15 protein-coding genes are annotated in these 19,031 nt (G+C 70.4%); 11 read left to right on the forward strand and 4 right to left on the reverse strand.

Annotated features, from left to right (window positions below; genetic code table 11):
• The first annotated feature begins 88 nt into the window (after positions 1-88).
• The 5 genes from ACWDXC_RS33540 (at position 89) to ACWDXC_RS33560 (ending at position 4,897) form a co-directional block, all read left to right on the forward strand.
• Positions 89-1,408, forward strand: a complete 1,320-nt coding sequence (locus ACWDXC_RS33540; RefSeq protein WP_449988755.1) for a sugar ABC transporter substrate-binding protein — start codon at positions 89-91, stop codon at positions 1,406-1,408.
• Entirely contained in the window at positions 1,405-2,292 is an 888-nt protein-coding gene (locus ACWDXC_RS33545) for a carbohydrate ABC transporter permease (RefSeq protein WP_449988758.1), read from the forward strand. The genes ACWDXC_RS33540 and ACWDXC_RS33545 overlap by 4 nt, the downstream gene beginning before the upstream one ends.
• Positions 2,289-3,149 (forward strand): carbohydrate ABC transporter permease, encoded by an 861-nt coding sequence (locus ACWDXC_RS33550; RefSeq protein ID WP_357585279.1) that lies wholly within the window; start codon positions 2,289-2,291, stop codon positions 3,147-3,149. Before ACWDXC_RS33545 ends, ACWDXC_RS33550 begins: the two co-directional genes overlap by 4 nt.
• 67 nt (positions 3,150-3,216) lie before the next feature.
• Complete coding sequence (locus ACWDXC_RS33555; protein WP_219503377.1) at positions 3,217-3,978, forward strand: IclR family transcriptional regulator; 762 nt, start codon at positions 3,217-3,219, stop codon at positions 3,976-3,978.
• A gap of 13 nt (positions 3,979-3,991) precedes the next feature.
• Positions 3,992-4,897 (forward strand): 5-dehydro-4-deoxyglucarate dehydratase, encoded by a 906-nt coding sequence (locus tag ACWDXC_RS33560; protein WP_449988763.1) that lies wholly within the window; start codon positions 3,992-3,994, stop codon positions 4,895-4,897.
• A gap of 496 nt (positions 4,898-5,393) precedes the next feature.
• Here the strand turns inward: ACWDXC_RS33560 and ACWDXC_RS33565 are convergent, their stop codons facing one another.
• Positions 5,394-6,863, reverse strand: a complete 1,470-nt coding sequence (locus tag ACWDXC_RS33565; RefSeq protein WP_449988766.1) for an aldehyde dehydrogenase (NADP(+)) — start codon at positions 6,861-6,863, stop codon at positions 5,394-5,396.
• Between the two features lie 86 nt (positions 6,864-6,949).
• Between ACWDXC_RS33565 and ACWDXC_RS33570 the strand changes: the two genes are divergently transcribed.
• Positions 6,950-8,221, forward strand: a complete 1,272-nt coding sequence (locus tag ACWDXC_RS33570) for a glucarate dehydratase family protein (RefSeq protein ID WP_449988768.1) — start codon at positions 6,950-6,952, stop codon at positions 8,219-8,221.
• A 696-nt stretch (positions 8,222-8,917) separates the two neighbouring features.
• Entirely contained in the window at positions 8,918-10,066 is a 1,149-nt protein-coding gene (locus tag ACWDXC_RS33575; RefSeq protein ID WP_449988771.1) for a hypothetical protein, read from the forward strand.
• Between the two features lie 109 nt (positions 10,067-10,175).
• Here the strand turns inward: ACWDXC_RS33575 and ACWDXC_RS33580 are convergent, their stop codons facing one another.
• The 3 genes from ACWDXC_RS33580 to ACWDXC_RS33590 form a co-directional block, all read right to left on the reverse strand.
• Entirely contained in the window at positions 10,176-10,664 is a 489-nt protein-coding gene (locus ACWDXC_RS33580; protein WP_449988774.1) for a DUF402 domain-containing protein, read from the reverse strand.
• 205 nt (positions 10,665-10,869) lie between these two features.
• Positions 10,870-11,511, reverse strand: coding sequence for a response regulator (locus ACWDXC_RS33585; RefSeq protein WP_219503400.1), 642 nt, complete (start codon positions 11,509-11,511; stop codon positions 10,870-10,872).
• Positions 11,508-12,926 (reverse strand): sensor histidine kinase, encoded by a 1,419-nt coding sequence (locus ACWDXC_RS33590; protein ID WP_449988777.1) that lies wholly within the window; start codon positions 12,924-12,926, stop codon positions 11,508-11,510. Before ACWDXC_RS33590 ends, ACWDXC_RS33585 begins: the two co-directional genes overlap by 4 nt.
• A gap of 878 nt (positions 12,927-13,804) precedes the next feature.
• On the opposite strand from ACWDXC_RS33590, the gene ACWDXC_RS33595 reads away from it, so the two are divergent.
• The 4 genes from ACWDXC_RS33595 to ACWDXC_RS33610 all read left to right on the forward strand — a co-directional run bounded on the left by ACWDXC_RS33595 (position 13,805) and on the right by ACWDXC_RS33610 (position 18,945).
• Positions 13,805-14,710, forward strand: a complete 906-nt coding sequence (locus tag ACWDXC_RS33595; protein WP_449988780.1) for a SagB/ThcOx family dehydrogenase — start codon at positions 13,805-13,807, stop codon at positions 14,708-14,710.
• Positions 14,707-15,738 (forward strand): TOMM precursor leader peptide-binding protein, encoded by a 1,032-nt coding sequence (locus ACWDXC_RS33600; RefSeq protein WP_449988783.1) that lies wholly within the window; start codon positions 14,707-14,709, stop codon positions 15,736-15,738. Before ACWDXC_RS33595 ends, ACWDXC_RS33600 begins: the two co-directional genes overlap by 4 nt.
• On the forward strand, positions 15,731-17,083 hold the full coding sequence (locus ACWDXC_RS33605; RefSeq protein WP_449988785.1) for a YcaO-like family protein: 1,353 nt from the start codon (positions 15,731-15,733) through the stop codon (positions 17,081-17,083). The genes ACWDXC_RS33600 and ACWDXC_RS33605 overlap by 8 nt, the downstream gene beginning before the upstream one ends.
• Before the next feature lie 725 nt (positions 17,084-17,808).
• A complete protein-coding gene (locus ACWDXC_RS33610) occupies positions 17,809-18,945 on the forward strand; it encodes an NAD(P)/FAD-dependent oxidoreductase (RefSeq protein WP_449988788.1) in 1,137 nt (378 codons plus the stop codon).
• Positions 18,946-19,031 lie beyond the last annotated feature (86 nt).

A 19,031-nucleotide genomic window follows, 5' to 3' on the forward strand; every position in this document is an offset into this window, starting at 1 on the left:
GACCGTGATGTGCGTCACTCGTTACGTTCGCAGGTACCAAATTCACGTCCGCGATAGATGTCCACATATGTGAACAGGAGGCGGTCTGATGTCACGTCATCTGCTCGGGGTCGCGATCGCGACGGCCCTGACCGTAACGCTGACGGGCTGCGGCTCCGGATCATCGGGTTCGGGTTCCGGTTCGGACGAGGCTCTGGAGATCTGGATCAGGCAGACGCCCGACTCCGACTCCGCCAAGACGGCCCAGCGCCTGGCCGAGGCCTTCACCAAGGCCGCGGGCGTGCCGACCAAGGTCGTCGCGCTCTTCGACGACTTCGAGACCAAGCTGCAGCAGCAGGCGGCCCAGCGCAAACTGCCCGACATCGTCATCAACGACACCGCCCAGATCGGCAACATGCACACCCAGGGCTGGCTCACCGAGGTCGACCGGGCCTCGCTCGCGGGCGGGGACAAGCTGTCCGACCTGGCCTGGAAGGCGGCCACGGCCGCCGACGGCAAGACGTGGGCGGCGCCGTTCTCCGCCCAGGCGTTCGCGATCATCGCGCGAAAGGACTGGCGCGAGAAGCTCGGCATGGACGTCCCCCGCACCTGGGCGGACCTGGCCGCGCTGGCCAAGGCGTTCACCGAGAAGGACCCCGACGGCAACGGCGAGAACGACACCTCCGGCTTCGTGATCCCGGCCGGCACCAAGCGCGGCTACGCCTCCTGGTACGCCTCCTCGTTCATCTACGCCAACGGCGGCGACTTCCTCAGGACCACGGGCAGCGGCACGTTCGCCGCCATGACGAGCGACCCCAGGACCGTGGAGGCCGTGCGGTTCCTCCAGGACCAGTTCTGCACCGCCAAGACCGTCAACCCGGGCGCGGTCAGCAACGACACCACCGTCACCCACGAGGTGTTCGAGAAGGGCCAGGGCGGCCTCTACCTGACCGGTCCGTACGTGCTCGCCCGGTTCGTGGAGAGCATCGGCACCGACAAGATCGAGGTCTTCCCGGTGCCCAAGGGCCCCTCCGGCGGCCCCGGCACGCTCGGCGAGGGCGAGAACGTCTACCTGATGGCCGGGTCCGGGAACCCCGAGGGCCAGAAGAAGTTCGCCGAGTTCGCGATCTCCGCAGAGGGCCAGCGGATCGGCATGAACAAGGACAACAACGGCGCCATCGTCCGCCTGCCGGTCAACTCCGAGGTGGACCTGGCCGCCGAGCGGAAGGACCCGCGCTGGAAGGTGTTCCAGGACGCCTACCCCGACGCCGTCTACGCCCCGCCCGTGCCGAACTGGGCGCCGATCCGCCAGACCTCGGCCGACTCCATCAACTCCGCGTGGGCCGACTGCGGCATGGACGTCCAGGCCGAGATGGACACCCTCAACACCGAACTCACGCGGGAACTGCAGGGCCAGAAGGCATCATGACGCCCACGCCCACCCGGGCGCGGCGGCGGGGCGCGCTGATCGCCTGGGCCTTCCTGGCGCCCGCCCTGCTGCTGTTCCTGTACTTCAAGTTCATCCCGATGTTCACCGGGCTGACGATGAGCTTCCAGGAGATCCGCTACGTCGACAGCCGGTGGGTCGGGCTGGACAACTACCGCACGATCCTCACCGACGACGCCTTCGCCTCGGCCATCTGGCACAGCCTGGTGCTGGCGCTGGGCACCACGGCCGGGTCGCTGGTGCTGGGCCTGGGCTTCGCGCTGCTCATCGAGGGGCCCGCGCGTTACCTGTGGTTCGTCAGGACCGCGGCGTTCCTGCCGGTCGTGACCACGATGGCGGCCGTGGCCGAGGTGTGGCGGATCATGTATCACCCGGGCGACACCGGCATGCTCAACAGCATCCTCGGCTGGGTGGCGCTGGACCCGCAGCCGTTCCTGGCCAGTGAGGACTCCTCCCTGCTGTCGATCATGGGCATGAGCATCTGGCGCGGGACCCCGTACGACATGATGATCTTCCTGGCCGGTCTGGTCGGGGTGGACCGGACGCTGTACGAGGCCGCCGCGGTCGACGGGGCGTCCACCTGGCGGCGGCTGCGGCACATCACGCTGCCGGCGCTGCGGCCGGTGTTCTGGATCCTGTTCACGCTCGCCGCCATCCGCGGCCTGCGGGTGTTCGTCGAGGTGTACGTGCTCACGAACGGCGGGCCGAACGGGTCGTCCGAGGTGCTCATGACACTGATCTACAAGCTCGGCTTCCAGACGGGCGAGCTGGGCATCGCGTCGGCGGGCGGGATCGTGCTGTTCGCGGCCACGCTGCTGCTGACCGTGCTCGTCCAGCTCATGCGCAGAAGGCAGGCGGCATCATGAGGTTCGACAGCGCGCTGGGGCTGGAGGCCAGGCGCGGGCCGGTGGCCGTGGCCGTGAAGGTCCTGCTCTACTCCGGCATGGTGCTGATCTTCACCGGGCCGCTGGTCGCGTTGCTGATCAGCGCGTTCAACGAGACGCTCGACCCGACCGCGTTCACGCTGTGGCCGGACTCCTTCACGTTCGAGAACTTCGTCCAGGCGGGCGAGCGCAACGTCTACCTCTATCTGTTCAACTCCTTCGTGGTCGTCGGGTTCGGGCTGCTGCTCCAGGTGATCGTGAGCGTGTTCGCCGCGTACGCGCTGGCGCGCAAGAAGTTCCGCGGCATGTCGATCGTCATGCTGATCATGCTGACCACGATGATGCTGCCCGAGGAGATCATCGCGATCCCGCTGTCGCTCGTGCTCGCCGACCTGCCGGTGCTGCACCTCGACCTCATCGGCACGTACGCGGGCATGATCCTTCCGGTGGGCGCCTGGGGGTTCTCCATCCTGGTCATGACCGAGTTCATGAAGGAGGTGCCGGTCGAGCTGGAGGAGGCCGCGCGCATCGACGGCGCGGGCGAGCTGCGCACGTTCTTCACGATCATCCTGCCGCTGTGCCGGCCGGCGCTCGGGGTCATCGGCGTCTTCGGCTTCACCATGATCTGGGACCAGTACCTGCTGCCGCTCATCGTGGCTCCGGAGTCGAGCATGTGGACGCTGCCCATCGCGCTGCGCTCGCTCCGCTCGGACGAGGAGGTGGGCATCGGCGTGGTGCTCGCGGCCTCGCTGCTGGCCCTGCTCCCGTCGATCATCGCGTTCCTCGCCTTCCAGCGTCAGTTCATGCGTGGCCTGACAAGCGGCGCCATCAAGGGGTAGGTGTCCATGTATCTGAACGCCATCCCGTATGCTGACTGGTCGAAGCCGCCGTCGAGATGGGATGATCATGGAGCCGCAGCTGGTCAAGTCCGCCGAGCGGACGGTTCGCATCCTGGAGGCCCTGGCCGCGTCCCCCACCACACTGACGCTGTCGGAGCTCCAGCAGGCGACCGGGTTCCCGCGCAGCAGCCTGCACGCGCTGATGCGCACGCTCGTCGAGCTCAACTGGGTCGAGACCGACACCGCCAGATCCGCGTTCGGCATCGGGCCCCACGCGCTGCTCACCGGCACCGCGTACCTGGACAAGGACCCCGCACTGCCGTTCGCGCAGGAGACGCTCGAAGACCTGCGGGAAGAAGTCGGGCAGACCGCTCACTTCGCCCGGCGGGACGACGCGCACGTCCTCTACCTGGCCACCCGCGACTCCCGCGAGGCGCACCACGTGATCCCCAGGGTCGGCAGGCGCCTGCCCGCCCACGTCACGGCACTCGGCCAGGTGCTGCTCGCCCAGCTCACCGACGACGAGGTCGCCGCCCTGCTCCCGACGCCGCTGACCGCCGTCACCGAGCACACGATCGTCGACCTGGAGAAGCTCACCGATGAGCTCGACCAGGTCCGCACCCGAGGCTGGGCCTACGAACGCGAGCAGGGCACGCCCGGCGTCGCCTGCGTGGCGGTCGCGGTCGACTACCGGATCCCGGCCACGGACGCGATCAGCTGCTCGATGCCGGTGGGCCTGCCGCCCGCCGAGATCGAGCGGGTCACCCAAGCGGTGATCAGACACACCCGAAAGCTGGCTGCCACTCTCCGCCGAGAGGGCATCCGCTGACATGGAGGCATAGATGCGGCTAGATGGTGTTCTCTTCTTCCCGGTGACCCCGTTCACGCCCGACGGCGGCGTGTCCGAGGAGCTCCTGAGGCGGCACGTCGCCCAGGGAGTCGAAGCCGGGGCCGGAGGCGTGTTCGCCGCATGCGGCACCGGCGAGTTCAACGCCCTCGACCCGGACGAGTACACCCAGGTGGTGACCACCGCCGTCACCGCCACGGCCGGCCGCGTCCCGGTGTTCGGCGGCGCCGGAGGCGCGCTGCCCGCCGCCCGGTCCGTCGCCAGGGCGGCCGCCGCCGCCGGGGCCGACGGGCTGCTCCTCATGCCGCCGTACCTGGTCAGCGGGCCCCCCAGCGGGCTCGTCGCCTACGTGCGCGACGTGGCGGAGGCCGGCGGGCTGCCCGTGATCGTCTACCAGCGCGGCACCGCCCGCTTCACCCCCGAGGCCGTCGCCGAACTCGCCCAGGACCCGGCGGTGATCGGCTTCAAGGACGGGCTCGGCGACCTCGACCTGCTCCAGCGCATCATCCTGCGCGTACGCGAGGCGGGCGCCGCCGGCTTCACGTTCTTCAACGGGCTGCCCACGGCCGAGTTCACCGTGCCCGCCTACCGGGGGCTGGGCGTGGACCTCTACTCCAGCGCGGCGTTCGCGTTCGCGCCCGAGGTCGCGCTCGCCTTCCACCGGGCCGTCACCAGCGGCGACGACGCGCTGGCGCGGCGGCTGCTGACCGGCTTCTACCTGCCGCTCGTCGAACTGCGCGACCTGGTGCCCGGGTACGCGGTCTCGCTGGTGAAGGCTGGAGTGCGGCTGCGCGGGCTCGAGGTGGGCGGCGTCCGCGCCCCGCTGGCGGACCCGGCGCCGGAGCACGTGGCCGAGCTGGAGAAGATCATCGCAGCGGGCTTGGAAATCGTCGGCTCCTGACCAGGCAGCGAACGGGCCCCCGGTCTGCCGGGGGCCCGTCTCGTGCGTGCGGGGGGGCCGTTCCGTCCGCTCTGGGTCTGGGGGCCGCCCGGCCCCTGCGGGCCGCCCGGCCCCTGCGGGCCGCCCGGCCCCTGCGGGCCGCCCGATCCCTGCGGCCCCCTCGGCCTCTGGGGCCCGCCGCCCGTTCCGGCTCCGGCCGTTCGGCCGATTGGCCCGTTCCGCCCGCTCGAGCGTTTGGCCCGCTCGGCCGCTGAGCCGTTCGGCCCGTTCCGCCCATACGGGCGTTTAGCCGTCTGGCCCGTTGGTCCGTTTGCGCCGCTCGGACGCAGGGACCGTTCGGCCGCTGCGGCCCGCCCGGCCGTTCGGTCCACTGGGCCCGTCGGACCCGTCCGGACCGCTAGCCGTGCGGGCCGTTTGGCCCGCACAGCCGTTTGGCCCGCACAGCCGTTTGGTCGCGTTGGGCCGGTCCCCTTTATCAACCCTTGCCCCTACGCCGCTAGGCCCGGAGGGTACCGTCCTCGCGGCGGGGGATGCCCAGCGGGTTGCCGTCCTTCAGCTCGTCGGGCAGCAGCTCGGCAGGCCAGTCCTGGTACGCCACAGGCGCCAGCCACCGCTCGATGGCCGTGGCCCCGACCGAGGTGGTCGCCGACGTGGACGCCGGCCACGGCCCCCCGTGGTGCATCGCCCAGGTCACGGCCACCCCGGTGGGCCAGCCGTTCCAGATCAGCCGCCCGGCCTTGCGCGAGAGCACCTCGGCGACCTGCGTCGCCTCGTCGGGGTCGGTGCCGTGGATGGTGGCGGTCAGCGACCCGTCGAGCCGCTCCAGCACGGGCCGCAGCTCCGACACCTCGCGGTAGGTCACCACGACCGAGGCGGGCCCGAAGCACTCCTCCGCGACCCCCGGCAGCTTGTCGGCGAACGACTTCACGTCGGTGGTGAACACCTTGGGCGTCACCGCCCAGCCGCCCTCCCCCGGCTTGCCCTCGGCTAGCAGCGTCAGCTCACCCAGCCGCTCGACCCCGCCCAGGTAGCCGTCCCTGATGCGCTCACCCAGCATCGCGCCGCCGCTCGTGCCCTCCACGGCCGAGACCAGGGCCGTACGCAGCTCCTCGTCCTCGGGCACGAACATCAGCCCCGGGTTCGTGCAGAACTGCCCCACGCCGAGCGTCAGCGATGCCGCGAACCCGCTCGCCACCTCCCCCTTCGCCGCCGACGGCAGCACCACGACGGGGTTGACACTGCCCAGCTCGCCGTAGAACGGGATCGGCGTCTCGCGCTGGTCGATGAGCCCCTGGATCGCCTTGCCTCCGGCGATGGACCCGGTGAACCCGGCCGCCACCACCCCCGGGTGCTGAACCAGGTTCACACCCGCCTGCATGCCCTGCACCAGCCCGAGCAGATCCGGATACGGCAGCGCGTCCCGGACGATCCTGGCCACCCGCGCGGAGGTGCCCGGGTGCCCCGGGTGCGCCTTGACCACGACGGGACAGCCCGCGGCCAGCGCCGACGCGGTGTCGCCACCGGCCACCGAGAAGGCGAACGGGAAGTTGCTCGCCGCGAACACCGCCACCACCCCGGCCAGCGGCTGCTTCATCCGCCGCACGTCGGGCCGGGGCGGCGTGGCCGAGGCGTCGGCGTGGTCGACGATCGCCTCGAGGTAGCCGCCGTCCCGGATCACCTGGGCGAACAGGCGGAACTGCCCCGCCGTGCGCGCGACCTCGCCGCGCAGCCGGACCTCACCGAGCGCGGTCTCCCGGTCGGCGAGCTGCCAGAGCTCGTCGACGTGGGCGGTGAGCGCGTCGGCGACGGCTTCGAGCGCCTCGGCACGCTCGGCGGCCGGTGTCGCACGCCACGCCGAACCGGCGGCGGCCGCGGCGGAGACGATCAAGTCGACCCCGGCACGATCCGTCTCAGGAACCGCGTCACCCACGGTCTCGCCGGTCCTGGGGTCGTATCCATAGATCATCGAATGGTCCTTCGGTCTTGACACCTTCTCCGGCTCATTCTTACAGTTGCCAGAACTGTCCACAATCCTGACCATCGTTCACATACATGGACGGCGAACATATGATCATCACGCAGGTCCACGTCACCCCCGTCGCGTTCCGGGACCCGCCCCTGCTGAACGCCGCAGGGGTGCACGAGCCGTGGGCCCTGCGCACCGTGGTCGAGATCGTCACCGACGAGGGCCTCAGCGGCCTCGGCGAGACGTACGGCGACCTGGGACATCTGTCGAAAGTACGCGAGTGCGCCCAGGCCCTCGTCGGCCTGGACGTGCACGCGACCAACGAGATGTACCGGCGGATCGCCGCCACCGTCGGCGACGCGGTAACCGACCTGCACGGCCTGACCGGCGTCGCGACCAAGGAGAAGAGCGTCGACCGGGTGTTCGCCGCTTTTGAGGTCGCCTGCCTGGACATCCGCGGCAAGGCAGCGGGCGCGCCCGTGGTCGACCTGCTCGGCGGCCGGGTCCGCGACGCCGTCCCGTACAGCGCCTACCTCTTCTACAAGTGGGCCGGCCACCCCGGCGCCGAACCGGACCGCTTCGGCGAGGCCCTCGACCCGGCGGGCGTGGTCGAACAGGCAGCGCTGCTCATCAAGGAGTACGGGTTCCGCTCGATCAAACTCAAGGGCGGCGTCTTCCCCCCGGCCGACGAGGTCGCGGCGATCCGGGCACTGCACGAGGCGTTCCCCGGGGTGCCGCTGCGCCTCGACCCGAACGCCGCCTGGACGGTGGAGACCTCCACCTGGGTCGGCCGCGAACTGGACGGCATCCTCCAGTACCTGGAAGACCCCACCCCGGACATTCCCGGAATGTCGGAGGTAGCAGCCCAGGTCTCCATGCCGCTCGCCACCAACATGTGCGTCGTCACCCCCGAACACCTCCCCCCTGCCATCGCCTCCCGCGCCATCGGCGTCCTCCTGCTCGACCACCACTACTGGGGCGGCCTCGTCCGCTCCTCCCACATCGCCGCGCTGTGCGAGACGTTCGGGCTGGAGCTGTCCATGCACTCCAACTCCCACCTGGGCATCAGCCTCGCCGCCATGACCCACCTCGCCGCCGCCACCCCCAACCTCACCCACGCCTGCGACACCCACACCCCCTGGCAGGACGGGCAGGACGTGGTCGCCCCCGGCGCCCTGCGCTTCGTCGACGGCGCCGTCCCGGTGCCCACCGCCCCCGGCCTCGGCGTCGAACTCGACCGCGACGCCCTCGCACGGATGCACGAGCAGTACGTGAAGTGCGGCATCACAGCCCGGGACGACACCACGTACATGCAACGCTTCAACCCGGACTACACCGCCCAACGCCCCCGCTGGTAACCCCGGCAGCCCCCGTTGCCCACACCCACCACCCCACGCACGGCTGGTGTCCCCTCCTCGCACGGCGACCACCCCGCGTCCTGCCACACCCCCGCCACGGCCACCGCCGTACATACCGTCCCCGCCCTAGGCACAGTCACCACCCCGCCTCCGATCACCGCCCCACGTACGGTCACGGGCCTACGCTCGGTCACCACCCCACATACGGCCCCGGTCCTACGCTCGGTCACCACCCCACATACGGTCCCGGCCCTACGTCCCGTCACCACGCCGCATACGGTCACCACCACGCCCACGCGCGCCGTCACCACGCGCACGGCCACCCCCACCCGCACGGCCACCCCCACGCGAACAGTGACCACCACGCCCACGGCCGCCCCATCGCGCACGCTCACCGCACCGCCGCGTATGGCCACCACCAGCGCTACGGCCCCCGCGCTTGCGTACGGTTACGGAAGTCCGCATGGTTGGCCATGCCCAGCGGTCGCCGACGCCCCACGTCCCGACGCGCCAGCGCGGTTCTCGCCGGAACGGCACGCTGCACTGACCGACGCCCCGCGCCCCAAGCCGTCGATCCCGGTGTCCACGGCCCCACCACCGGGAAGACAAGCATCCGCCCAAGCCGTAGACACCCACCCCAATCCATAAGTCCACCGCATCAAGGAACACCCGCCACACCCTGAGGAGACCAGACCCATGAGGATCGCCTACGCCTACCCCTGGGACATCGCAGGCGACCCCGCCGCCCCTGACCGCCTCGCTGCCCTCGGCGTCGAGGCGGTAGCCCTGGCCGCCTCCTACCACTCCACCCGCGCCGCAACTCCCTTCCACCCCGCACACCGCATCCTCGACGTTGCCCACTCGGCCTTCTACCTGCCGATACGACCGGCCGCCTGGGGCCGCCTGACCCCGGCCGCCCCCTCCTGGACCTCCCCTGACGCGTACCTGGTCGCCCAGGGCGCCCTGCGCCGCGCCGGCCTCCGCGTCCACGCGTGGACCGTCCTGACCCACAACGCCCACCTAGGCGGCGCCCACCCCGACCTGGTGGTGCGCAACGCCTTCGGCGACCCGTACCCGTACGCCCTGTGCCCCGCCTTCGAGGACGTCGTGGACTACTGCTCGCGCCTCGTCCACGAGGTGCTGACGGCCGGCGAACCGGACGGCCTCATCCTCGAAGGCTGCGGCCCCATGGGCTTCTCCCACCAGGGAGTACACGAGAAGACCTCCGGCGCGGACTACGACGCCGACCTGCTGTCCCTCTGCTTCTGCACCGCCTGCACCCCCCGCTACCCCGAAGGCACCCAAGCCAGAATCCGCACCGCCATAGACTCACCCCTCACCCCAGAACGCCCAGCTTCCCCCTCCCCGGAACCCCCCGTCTCGCCCATCGACGCCGCACTCGGCCCGCTCGCCGACGAGGTTCGCGCCGCCCGCGTCTCGTTGTCCGCCTCGCTCCGCACCCGCCTGATCGCCACAGCCCGCGAGGTCGCCCCGAACATCCCCCTCACCCTGCACGCGAACCCGGACCCCTGGGCCACCGGCCCCTTCGCCGCACTCCCCACCGGCGAGCCCGAAGCCGACGTCCTGGTGGGCAACTGCTGGGGCGATGCCACAACGGACGCTGCCCGCCTGTCCCACCTCCGCGACCTCTGCACCCCCGGCCAACGAGTCGGTGCCTACGTCCTGGCCCTCCCCCCTCGCCCCGCCGACGCCACCGCCCTGGCGGAGCTCCTCACCACCTACACCAAGGCAGGCGCCTCCGAAATCCACCTCTACCACGCCGGCCTGGCCGGCCCCGAACGCCTAGCAGCCATGACGGCCGCCCTCCGCCAAACCAACCAGTAACCACCCGGGCCTCCAGCGGCTTCGCGTCAGACCCTCATGCTCTGGCTCACGCCACCAGCCCACCCTCGGCGGCGGCTCCCGCTCCAGCCCTCACCAGATCAGCCCATCCCTAGCCCAGCCAGCGCAGATGCGCGCCCCCGAAGACGCCTTGCCGCCGCCCGACCTCATCCATCAGCCACTTGGCGGTCTCTTCCGCACGACGGATCACATCTTCCGGATATCCCAGTACGACCTGATGCTCGGCGAACTCGTCCTCGTCATCCAGGATCAACCGCCCATCCCGCATCCTGATCACATCGAGATCCAGGTCGATCATGGACACCTCCCCGTCCCGCCACTCGGGAACGGTGGTGACGTCCACATAGACCTCAGTCTTGTGCGGCGGCGAGTGGAAAGTCGCAGCCCACCAGGCATCACGCGGGAACAGCATCAAGCAGTGGTTCTCCCAGACCACCGGCGGCCCCTCCCCTTTACGAGCGACCGTCCCGGCCGGCACCGTCACCCAAAGCCCGTACTCGTCCTCGCCCAGAACCTTCGCCGCATGGTTCCAATGCAACGCGCCGCCGTATTTCCGGTAAACGATCCTCACATCATCCACAAACTGGAACTTATCGCCCCGCCGCATGCCCACCTACAACCACTCAGCCACTACAGCCGACACTCACCCAGCCCCTATAACGCTCCTGCCCTTCACCCCCGCAGCCGACGAATAACCGGCCAGCGGAGAACGCAGGAAGGTGGGCCCCACTCGATCACGTACGACAGCCAGCCCCACCCCAGTGACCGATCCCGCAGGTGCCATCTCACCGTGCCGCGGTCACCAACCCGCTCTCGTACGCCGCAATGACGAGTTGCGCCCGATCACGCGCGTCCAACTTGGCCAGCAGGCGCGTGATATGGGTCTTGACCGTCGCCAGAGTCACCTGGAGATGGTCGGCGATCTCAGCATTGGACAAACCACGCGCGATCAGCGCCAGCACCTCGCGCTCCCTTTCCGTCACCCCGTCCAGCCCGCGAACCGCCGGTAAAGCAGGCGTGCGCGCGAACTCCTCGATCAGCCGTCGCGTTACCGTCGGCGCAAGCAACGCCTCGCCACCGGCCACGACCCGGATGGCGGCGAGCAGGTCCGTCGGCGGCGTGTCCTTGAGCATGAACCCGCTCGCCCCGGCCCGCAGCGCATCGTAGACGTAAGCGTCGATATCGAACATCGTCACGATGAGGATCCGCGACACATCCTTGATACGCCTGGTCGCCTCGATGCCGTCCATCTCCGGCATCCGCACATCCATCAGGACGACGTCAGGCTGCGTCTCCTGGACGACCGCAATGGCCTCGACTCCCGTGGCCGCCTCACCCACGACCTCAAGATCGGGCTCGGAGTTGACCAGCACCCTGAAGCTGCCTCGGAGCAGCGCCTGATCGTCGACGATCACGACCCGGATCATGACGCGGCCCCGTACGGCAGGTGGGCCGCCACCCGGAACCCGCGCCGCGGAAGCCCGCCGGCCTCGAACGCGCCCCCGTACATCGTGACCCGCTCCCGCATCCCGATCAGCCCATGCCCCGGCACCACAGCGCTCCCCTGCCCCACCCGCGGCCCCGGACCGTCATCCCGAACCTCGATGCGTACCGCCCTCCCATCGTCGATCACCGACACCCAGCAGCGAGCAGGTGCCGCATGCTTCACCACATTGGTGAGCGCTTCTTGAACGATCCGGTACACGGACAGCTCAACGCCTTCTGGGAGCCTTCGCCCTTCGGCTGGATCGGCTCCGCCACCGCCATGTCCCGACCCGCTCGGAACCCCATCCCTAGCACGCCTCTCCCCCGCGCCGTCTGCAGAATCGTCGCCTTCCACGGCATCGTCATCGCCCCGCCTGCCACGAACTCCACTGGCAACATCCACGTCTCGAAGATCGCCCACAGCCTCAGGCCGGCCCGCCTGCCCAGCAGGCCGCTGACGATCTCTCGCACTCACGCGGTCAGGGCGACCGGCCTCACGAGACCTGACGCGTACGTCGAGATCCACGTCCACCCCCGAGAGTCGTGCCTGGTCCGCCAACTCGCCCAGGCCGCTGAGGCCCGGCGTGGGTCCACGCGCGGGCGGGTCGGCCGAGCGCAGGACTGCCAGCAAATGCCGCATCTCCCGCAGCGCGCTTCTGCTGGCTCTCTCGATCACGCGCAGGGCGTCATGCGCTTCGTCCGGATCGGAGGTGAAGACGTGGTTGGCTACACCGGCCTTCACGGCGATCAGCCCCACATTGTGTGTGACGACGTCGTGCAGCTCGCGGGCGATGCGCAGGCGCTCGTCCGCCACCGCCTGAGCCGCGATCCGCTCCGCGTCGTGCGCCATGTAGATCCTCCGCTCGCGCACGGCGCGCCCCACCGTCCAGGCTCCTCCCAGCGCCGCGACGCCGAACAGCAACGTGTCACTGCGCAACAGCCACTCCGGCACCCCTGGCTGAGGCACGCCCCCGACCATCACGAGGGCTGCCCCGGTGATCGCCGCGAGCATCCCGATGGCCGAGGTCGGGAACCAGGCGCCGCGGTTCTCCGACACGGCGACCAGGTAGATCGCATACGCGGGAGCAACGTACGCGATGCTCACGACGTCGACCACGACGGCCACCATTGCGATCGACAGCGTGACAAGGAAGACCGGGACAGGCCACAGCCTCCGCACGGCCAGCGGGAGACCCAGGCCGAGCGGAAGGACGATCCGGGCCCACGGCGGCAGCACCGCGGCGGAGGCCGTCAGCGTGAAGAACACGAACGAGAGGCCAAGCCCGGCAGCCAGATCCAGCATGATCAGCTGCCGGCGGGCCAGGCGCCTGGCGAAAAGAGGGTGCGACTCGTTCACGCGATGAAGGTAGCCGGTAGGCCGGACTTCGCACGTCAACCCGGGGTCTGATGTTGAGGTTCGGACTGTGGTCCGATGTGGCGAAGGCCTCGCATGCCGCACCCTTTACGGCGTGATCGAACTCCAGCGCCCGACGAAACGCCACGGCGGCACCCTGGCCGTCTGCGACCTCTCCTTCAAGGTCATGCTCGCCCGGTCGGTTGGGCTCGGGAGGGAGAGGCCACGCTATAGCTTCCTACCAGCGAGGACTACGATGAGTAACTTAAAGTAACGATAGGTAATCTATAGGTGGGCGATAAATCTGGTGTCGGACTGAACAGCCACTACAAGGAGGCTGCCACCGCGCCTGAGCCACACGTTCACCACACCGGGGGCCGACAGATCCCGCCTCGCTCATGAAGTGGCCGTTCATGAAGTGGCCGAGGCGCTCGCCATGCCGGCACTCCGCTTCGTAACACCTCACGTCATGCCGCCGTCGTCCGCGCCGGCTTCTGCCGTTGCCCGGGTCGAGCTGGGCGAGACAGGGCGGCAGGGCGGCCCGAGTCGTGCCGATGGCAAGCCCGTCCGGATCGGCCATGCCTGATCCGGGCGCACGTGTCCGGCCGCCGACCCCCTCGAGCGGCTGGATCAGGGCCGGTGCAGCGCACCTGCTTCCGGCCGCGTCCACCACTATCACCGAGAGGAGGCAAGGATGTTCTCCACCATCACGGCGAAGGAAGACCTGAGCGCCCGCCCGATCAAGGCGGACGACGACAGGCTGCTGGTCGCCCCGCTCAGCACCACCACCATCGCCCTCACCAGTGAGGACTAGCACGAGAGACGGTGCCGCCCCGGCCAGGGGCGGCACCGGCCGGACCACCTCGCGAAGGGAGGCGTCAGTGGAGCCGTCGCCAGGGCTGGGCCCTGCGCTCAGCGCCAACTTCTACCGTGCGGTCAGCGCCTGGCCGGACAGCACGGCGTTCCACACCCACCAGGCGCGCCACGCCCAGCTCGGACTCGCCCGACAGGTGTCCGCGGCCGAGCAGTTCCTGTACGAGACCCGGATCAGGCGTCACGACCGTGAGCTGCAACGTTCGGTGGCCGACTATCTTCGCCCCGAGATCATGCAGGTGCTGAGCCACACCGACGAGGAAACCATTCCCGCCGCGCACCGCGTCGAGCTGCCCGCGTCGGCGCCCGCCCGGGCAGCGCTGGACGACGTGTTCGCGGCACGGCGCAGCATCCGATCCTTCAGCGGCGCGCCCGTGACCCTGCCGGAAGCGGCGGCGGTGCTGCGGGCGGCCGGAGCGCACCACGAGCACGAGGCCGGGCGGCCGCATCGGGCCGTGGCCAGCGGTGGCGGCCTGTATCCGGTCGAACTGCACCTGGCCGCGCGGAGCGTGACGGGTCTCGACTCCGGTTTGTACCGGTATGCGCCCCGTCTGGATGCGCTGGACCGGTACGGCGGCCCGGCGGAGGTGACCGCGCTGCTGGCCTGCGGTCCAGGCGAGCACCCGGACCTGCTGGCCATCGACCGCGCGGCACTGCTGGTGCTGTTCGTCGCCCGGCCGTGGCGTTCCATGCGCAAGTACGGGCCGCGCGGCCTGCGGTTGGTGCTGCACGAGGTGGGCGCCATGGCACAGCACGTGCACCTGACCGCGACCGCGCTCGGTCTGGCCGGCACCGACTGGTCCACCTACTACGACGAGGAGGCGCACGCCGTGCTCGGCATCGACGGGCTGCGTACTGCTCTGCTGCACCTGATCGTCCTGGGCCGCCCGCGAATCGCGAGGAGCGCAACGTGACGGCCGGACCGACGCCCCGGGTCAAACGCTCCTTCGCGATCATCGGTCATGATCCGGACACCGTCGAGCTCAGGTCCGGCGTGTGGAACGCCACCTCGCACACCATCACCGACGAGGCCCGGCGCGGCTGGCTGTTCTCCGCCGTCAACGGGCTGGACGGGTCCCGCGACATGACCGAGCTGGCCGCCGACATCGGCGTCGGCACGCAGGAGATGTCGGAGCTGGTCTCCCATCTGCGCGAGCTCGACGCCTTGGAAGATCGCGCCACAACCGCGCTCGATCACTACCTCGACCACTACGCGGGCGTGCTGGCCGGGCCGCCATCCCCTGCCCGGCCCGTACGAGTGATCGGCGAGCCCGTGATGGCCGCGCAGGTGACGCGGCTGGTCGCGGCCAGCGATCCGCACCTCGACGTGGCCGACGCCAGCGCCGATCCCGTCCTCGGCGTGCTGGACGATCCCGACACCGGCTGGACCACCCACGGGCTGCGGCTGCACGAGGTGGCCGAGGCGTTCGCCGCCTGGCGCGAGGACATCGTCGTGTGGGCCGGCTCGCGAATGGATCCGCCCGCGGTGAGCTTGTTCAACAGGATCGCCCTGCAGGCCGGCATGACATGGCTGCACGGCGCGATCGACGGACCCTTCCTGTTCGTGGGGCCGACCTTCCATCCCGGCGTGGGCCCCTGCTACGCCTGCCTGGAGACGCGTGTCACCATGAACCTCACCGACGGCGCGGCCTACCACCGCTACAAGAACGCGCTCACCAAGGCCAAGGCGTCCGGCGGTCAGGCGCCCATCCTGCCCGCGCTGTCGGCGCTGCTGTGCTCCCACCTTGCCCTGGAAGCCATCAATCTGGCTCGGACCGGCGCCTCGTTCACCGGCGGCAAGATGTTCGGCACATACCTGCCGACGTGGGAGACCACCGTCAGCGAGGTCCTGCAGGTGCCCGGCTGCCAAGCCTGCTCGCCCGTCGCCCACCGCGACGAGCCCGAGCTCTACTTCCAGGCCAAGGAATGGCTCCATGGCTGAGACGCGGCTGAGCCGCCGGACCCTGCCGTTCGACGCGACCACCCGGAAGCTGATGCGCCGGATGCTGAACCCCGTGTGCGGCCTGACCCCACGGCTGAAGTTCAGCGTCCGCTCTCGCGGCGAGCCGCGCGTCGCCATCGCCGGCACCGAACTGACCGGCGTGCACGTTCTGAACGGCGGTCCCCCGATCCCCGCCGAGCGGCACCACCTCGGCGGCGCCGGCATCCTCCTCGACGAGCCCCTCATCAAGTCGCTGGGAGAATCGGCCGAACGCTATTGCCACCACTCCTACCTCGCTCACCATCCCGAGCGGCTGCGCTACGACAGCTACCGGACGGTCAGCCGCGAGCGTGCCACGCTGCCGCCCGAACAGTGCCTGACCTTCTTCTCCGGCGAACAACTCGACCGCGACGGCTTCCTCTTCGGGCGGTTCGACGCTGACACCCCGATGAGCTGGCTGCCAGCCGACTCACTCACGACGGACACCCCGTACTGGCTGCCAGCGCAACTCGCCCTCGTCGGCTACCGGCCACGGCGCCGGGACGGCGAACGGTGGATCAACTCCGCCGTGACGACCGGCACCGCCGCCCACAGCGACCCGGGCAAGGCCCTCCTCGGCGCCCTGGAAGAGCTCGTTCAGCTCGATTGCGTCGTCGGCCACTGGTACGGAGCGCTGCCGTCGGTCAAGATACGGCTCGACCGCCGCCTGCGCGTACTCGACCGGCTGATCGAGCACCACTGGACCCGTGGCACCCCGCCCCCGGAGTTTCACCTGCTGCCGAGTCCTGACCTGCCCGGTTTCACCATCGCCTGCCTGTACCGTCACGGTAATCCGGCCATCGCGCCCGTCGTCGCCGGTCTGGGCAGCGACCAGCGTCTGGCGTACGCGATGTACAAGGCGCTGCTCGAAGCCGTGGCCGTGTTCCGCTACGCGACCTGGATGACCGTCAAGACGGCCATCGACGAGACCGGCCACGCCGACAAGACGCGATTCTTCGACCTGGACGACAACGTCGCCTACTACACCGCCCCGGCCAATGCCGCGCTGATCGAGAAGCGCTTCGCCGCCCATACCGTGACCGCCGCGGCCGATCTGCCACCCGACGGCCCCGCCGACTCCCGGAGCTGCGCGCGCCGGCTGGTCGACGCCTTCGCCGCGACCGGCAAGCAGCTTGCCTACCTTGACCTCACCACGCCCGACATCCGCCATCTGGGGCTCACCGTCTGCCGTGTCTGGTCGCCCGACACGCTGAGCCTGTGCCTTCCCAGCGCACCGCCGCTGCTGCATCCCCGCTTCGCCGCCTATGGAGGAGCCGTCAACCCTGAACCCCATCCCTACCCTTGATCACCGGTGTGCCCCAAGCCCCGGCCCGGTCGCCCCGCGCGACCGTTGCCCTCCGCGCGACCACCACGCTCTGCGCACGGCCACGCCCCTCCGCACGCGGCCCCGACCTCGGCGCGCTGGCTCGGCCCTGCGAGCTGGCTCGACTCCGCGCGCGCTCTCGCCCTCAGCGCGGTCCTGGCCCGCCGGGCGCGACCCACGGCCCTCGGCGCGACCAGATCTTCCGCGTGCGACCACGACCGTCCGCATGCGACCTCGCCTCAGCGCGGTCTTGGTCCTCCGTGCGCGGCCACGGTCCTCTACACGATCTCGCCCCCCGGCGAGGTCCCGGCGCTCCGCGCGCGGCCACTGTTCTCGCACGATCGCTCCCTCGGCGCGGCCTTGACCCGCTGCGCGCGACTTCGGGCGTCCTGCACGGCCTCGGCCCTCGGCGCGGTCCTGGCCCGCCGGGCGCGCCCTCGGCCGTCGGCGCGGCCCTCGCCTACTGCGCGTGACTTCGGCCCGCAGAGCGGCGCTCGCTTGCCGCGCGCCCTCGGCCCTCAGCGCGGCACTGGCCTGCCGCACGCGGCTTCGGCCCTCGGCGCGCCCCCTCGCCTACCGGGCGCGACTTCGGCCCTCGGCGCGGCATCTGCTCTCGGCGTGGCCTCTGCCCTCTGCGCGACCTCGGGTCTCTGCATGGCACCGGGCTTCTGCTTCGGCTGGCGGGTCGGTTTCGGAAAGGACGCGGCATGTATGACGTGATCATTGTCGGTGCGCGCTGCGCGGGAGCGGCCACCGCGATGCTGCTGGCACGTGCCGGGCACAAGGTTCTGCTGCTGGATCGCATGTCCTTCCCCAGCGACACCCTGTCCACCCTCTACATTCACCAGCCAGGCGTGGCCCGGCTGGACCGGTGGGGAGTGCTGGACCAGGTCCTCGCCACCGGCTGCCCGTTGATCACCCGCATCACCTTTCACCTGCCCGGCGCCTGCCTGTCCGGCCCGGCACCGGCATTCGGCTCGATCAGGGGCGGGTGCGCTCCCCGCCGCAGGACGCTGGATCACCTCCTGGTGCAGGCCGCCGTCGCCGCCGGTGCCGAGTTCCGGCCGCGGACGACCGTACTGGACCTGGTGTGGAAGGACGGGGCCGTAGCAGGCGTCCGCCACGGCAGCCGGCGCGGCGGCCAGGTGGTGGAGCGCGCGCGGCTGACCGTGGGCGCGGACGGGCGCCACTCCACCGTGGCTCGCCTGGTCCGGGCCCCGTACGTGCGTCAGGACCCTGCGCTCACCTGCTTCTACTACACCTACTGGAGCGGCATCCCCGATCGGGGCCTGCGGCTGCACTTCCTCCACGGGGCCGGCACCGCCTGCGTTCCCACCCAGGACGGGCTGACGCTGATCGCCCTGCAGTTCCGCCCGGACGGGCCTGTCGCGCCTCAGGACCGGGAGCGTCTCTACCAGGGACGGCTACGGCGCAACGGCGAGCAGTTTTGGCGGCAACTGGCCGACGGCCGCCAGGAGGACCGCCTGTACTGCTGCGCCGATCAGCCCAACTTCTTCCGCCGCGCCCACGGCCCGGGCTGGGCTCTCGTGGGTGACGCCGCGCACAACAAGGATCCCATCACCGCCCGCGGGATCACCGACGCCTTCCTCCAGGCCGAGATGCTCGCCGACCGGCTGTCCATCCCTCTCGACGATCCCCGCGAGGTGGAGGCGGCACTGTCCCGCTACGGTCGGGACCTTCTGTGTCAGTTCACCCCGCCGTACGAGTCGGCACTGCGCACGGCCCGGCTCGATGCCGACGAACTCCCGCCGGACCTCGTCCGGCACCAGCACGACCCCGGATACGTCGACCGCTTCCTCCGCCGCTACGGAGGCATCCCCTGACGCCGGCGTCGAGGCGGAGGCGCGAGGACCATGCGATCTGGGCAATGCTTCAGCACCGTGGCCCCACGGGACGTGCTGCGCTGCGG

This window comes from Nonomuraea sp. NPDC003214, from assembly GCF_053590035.1.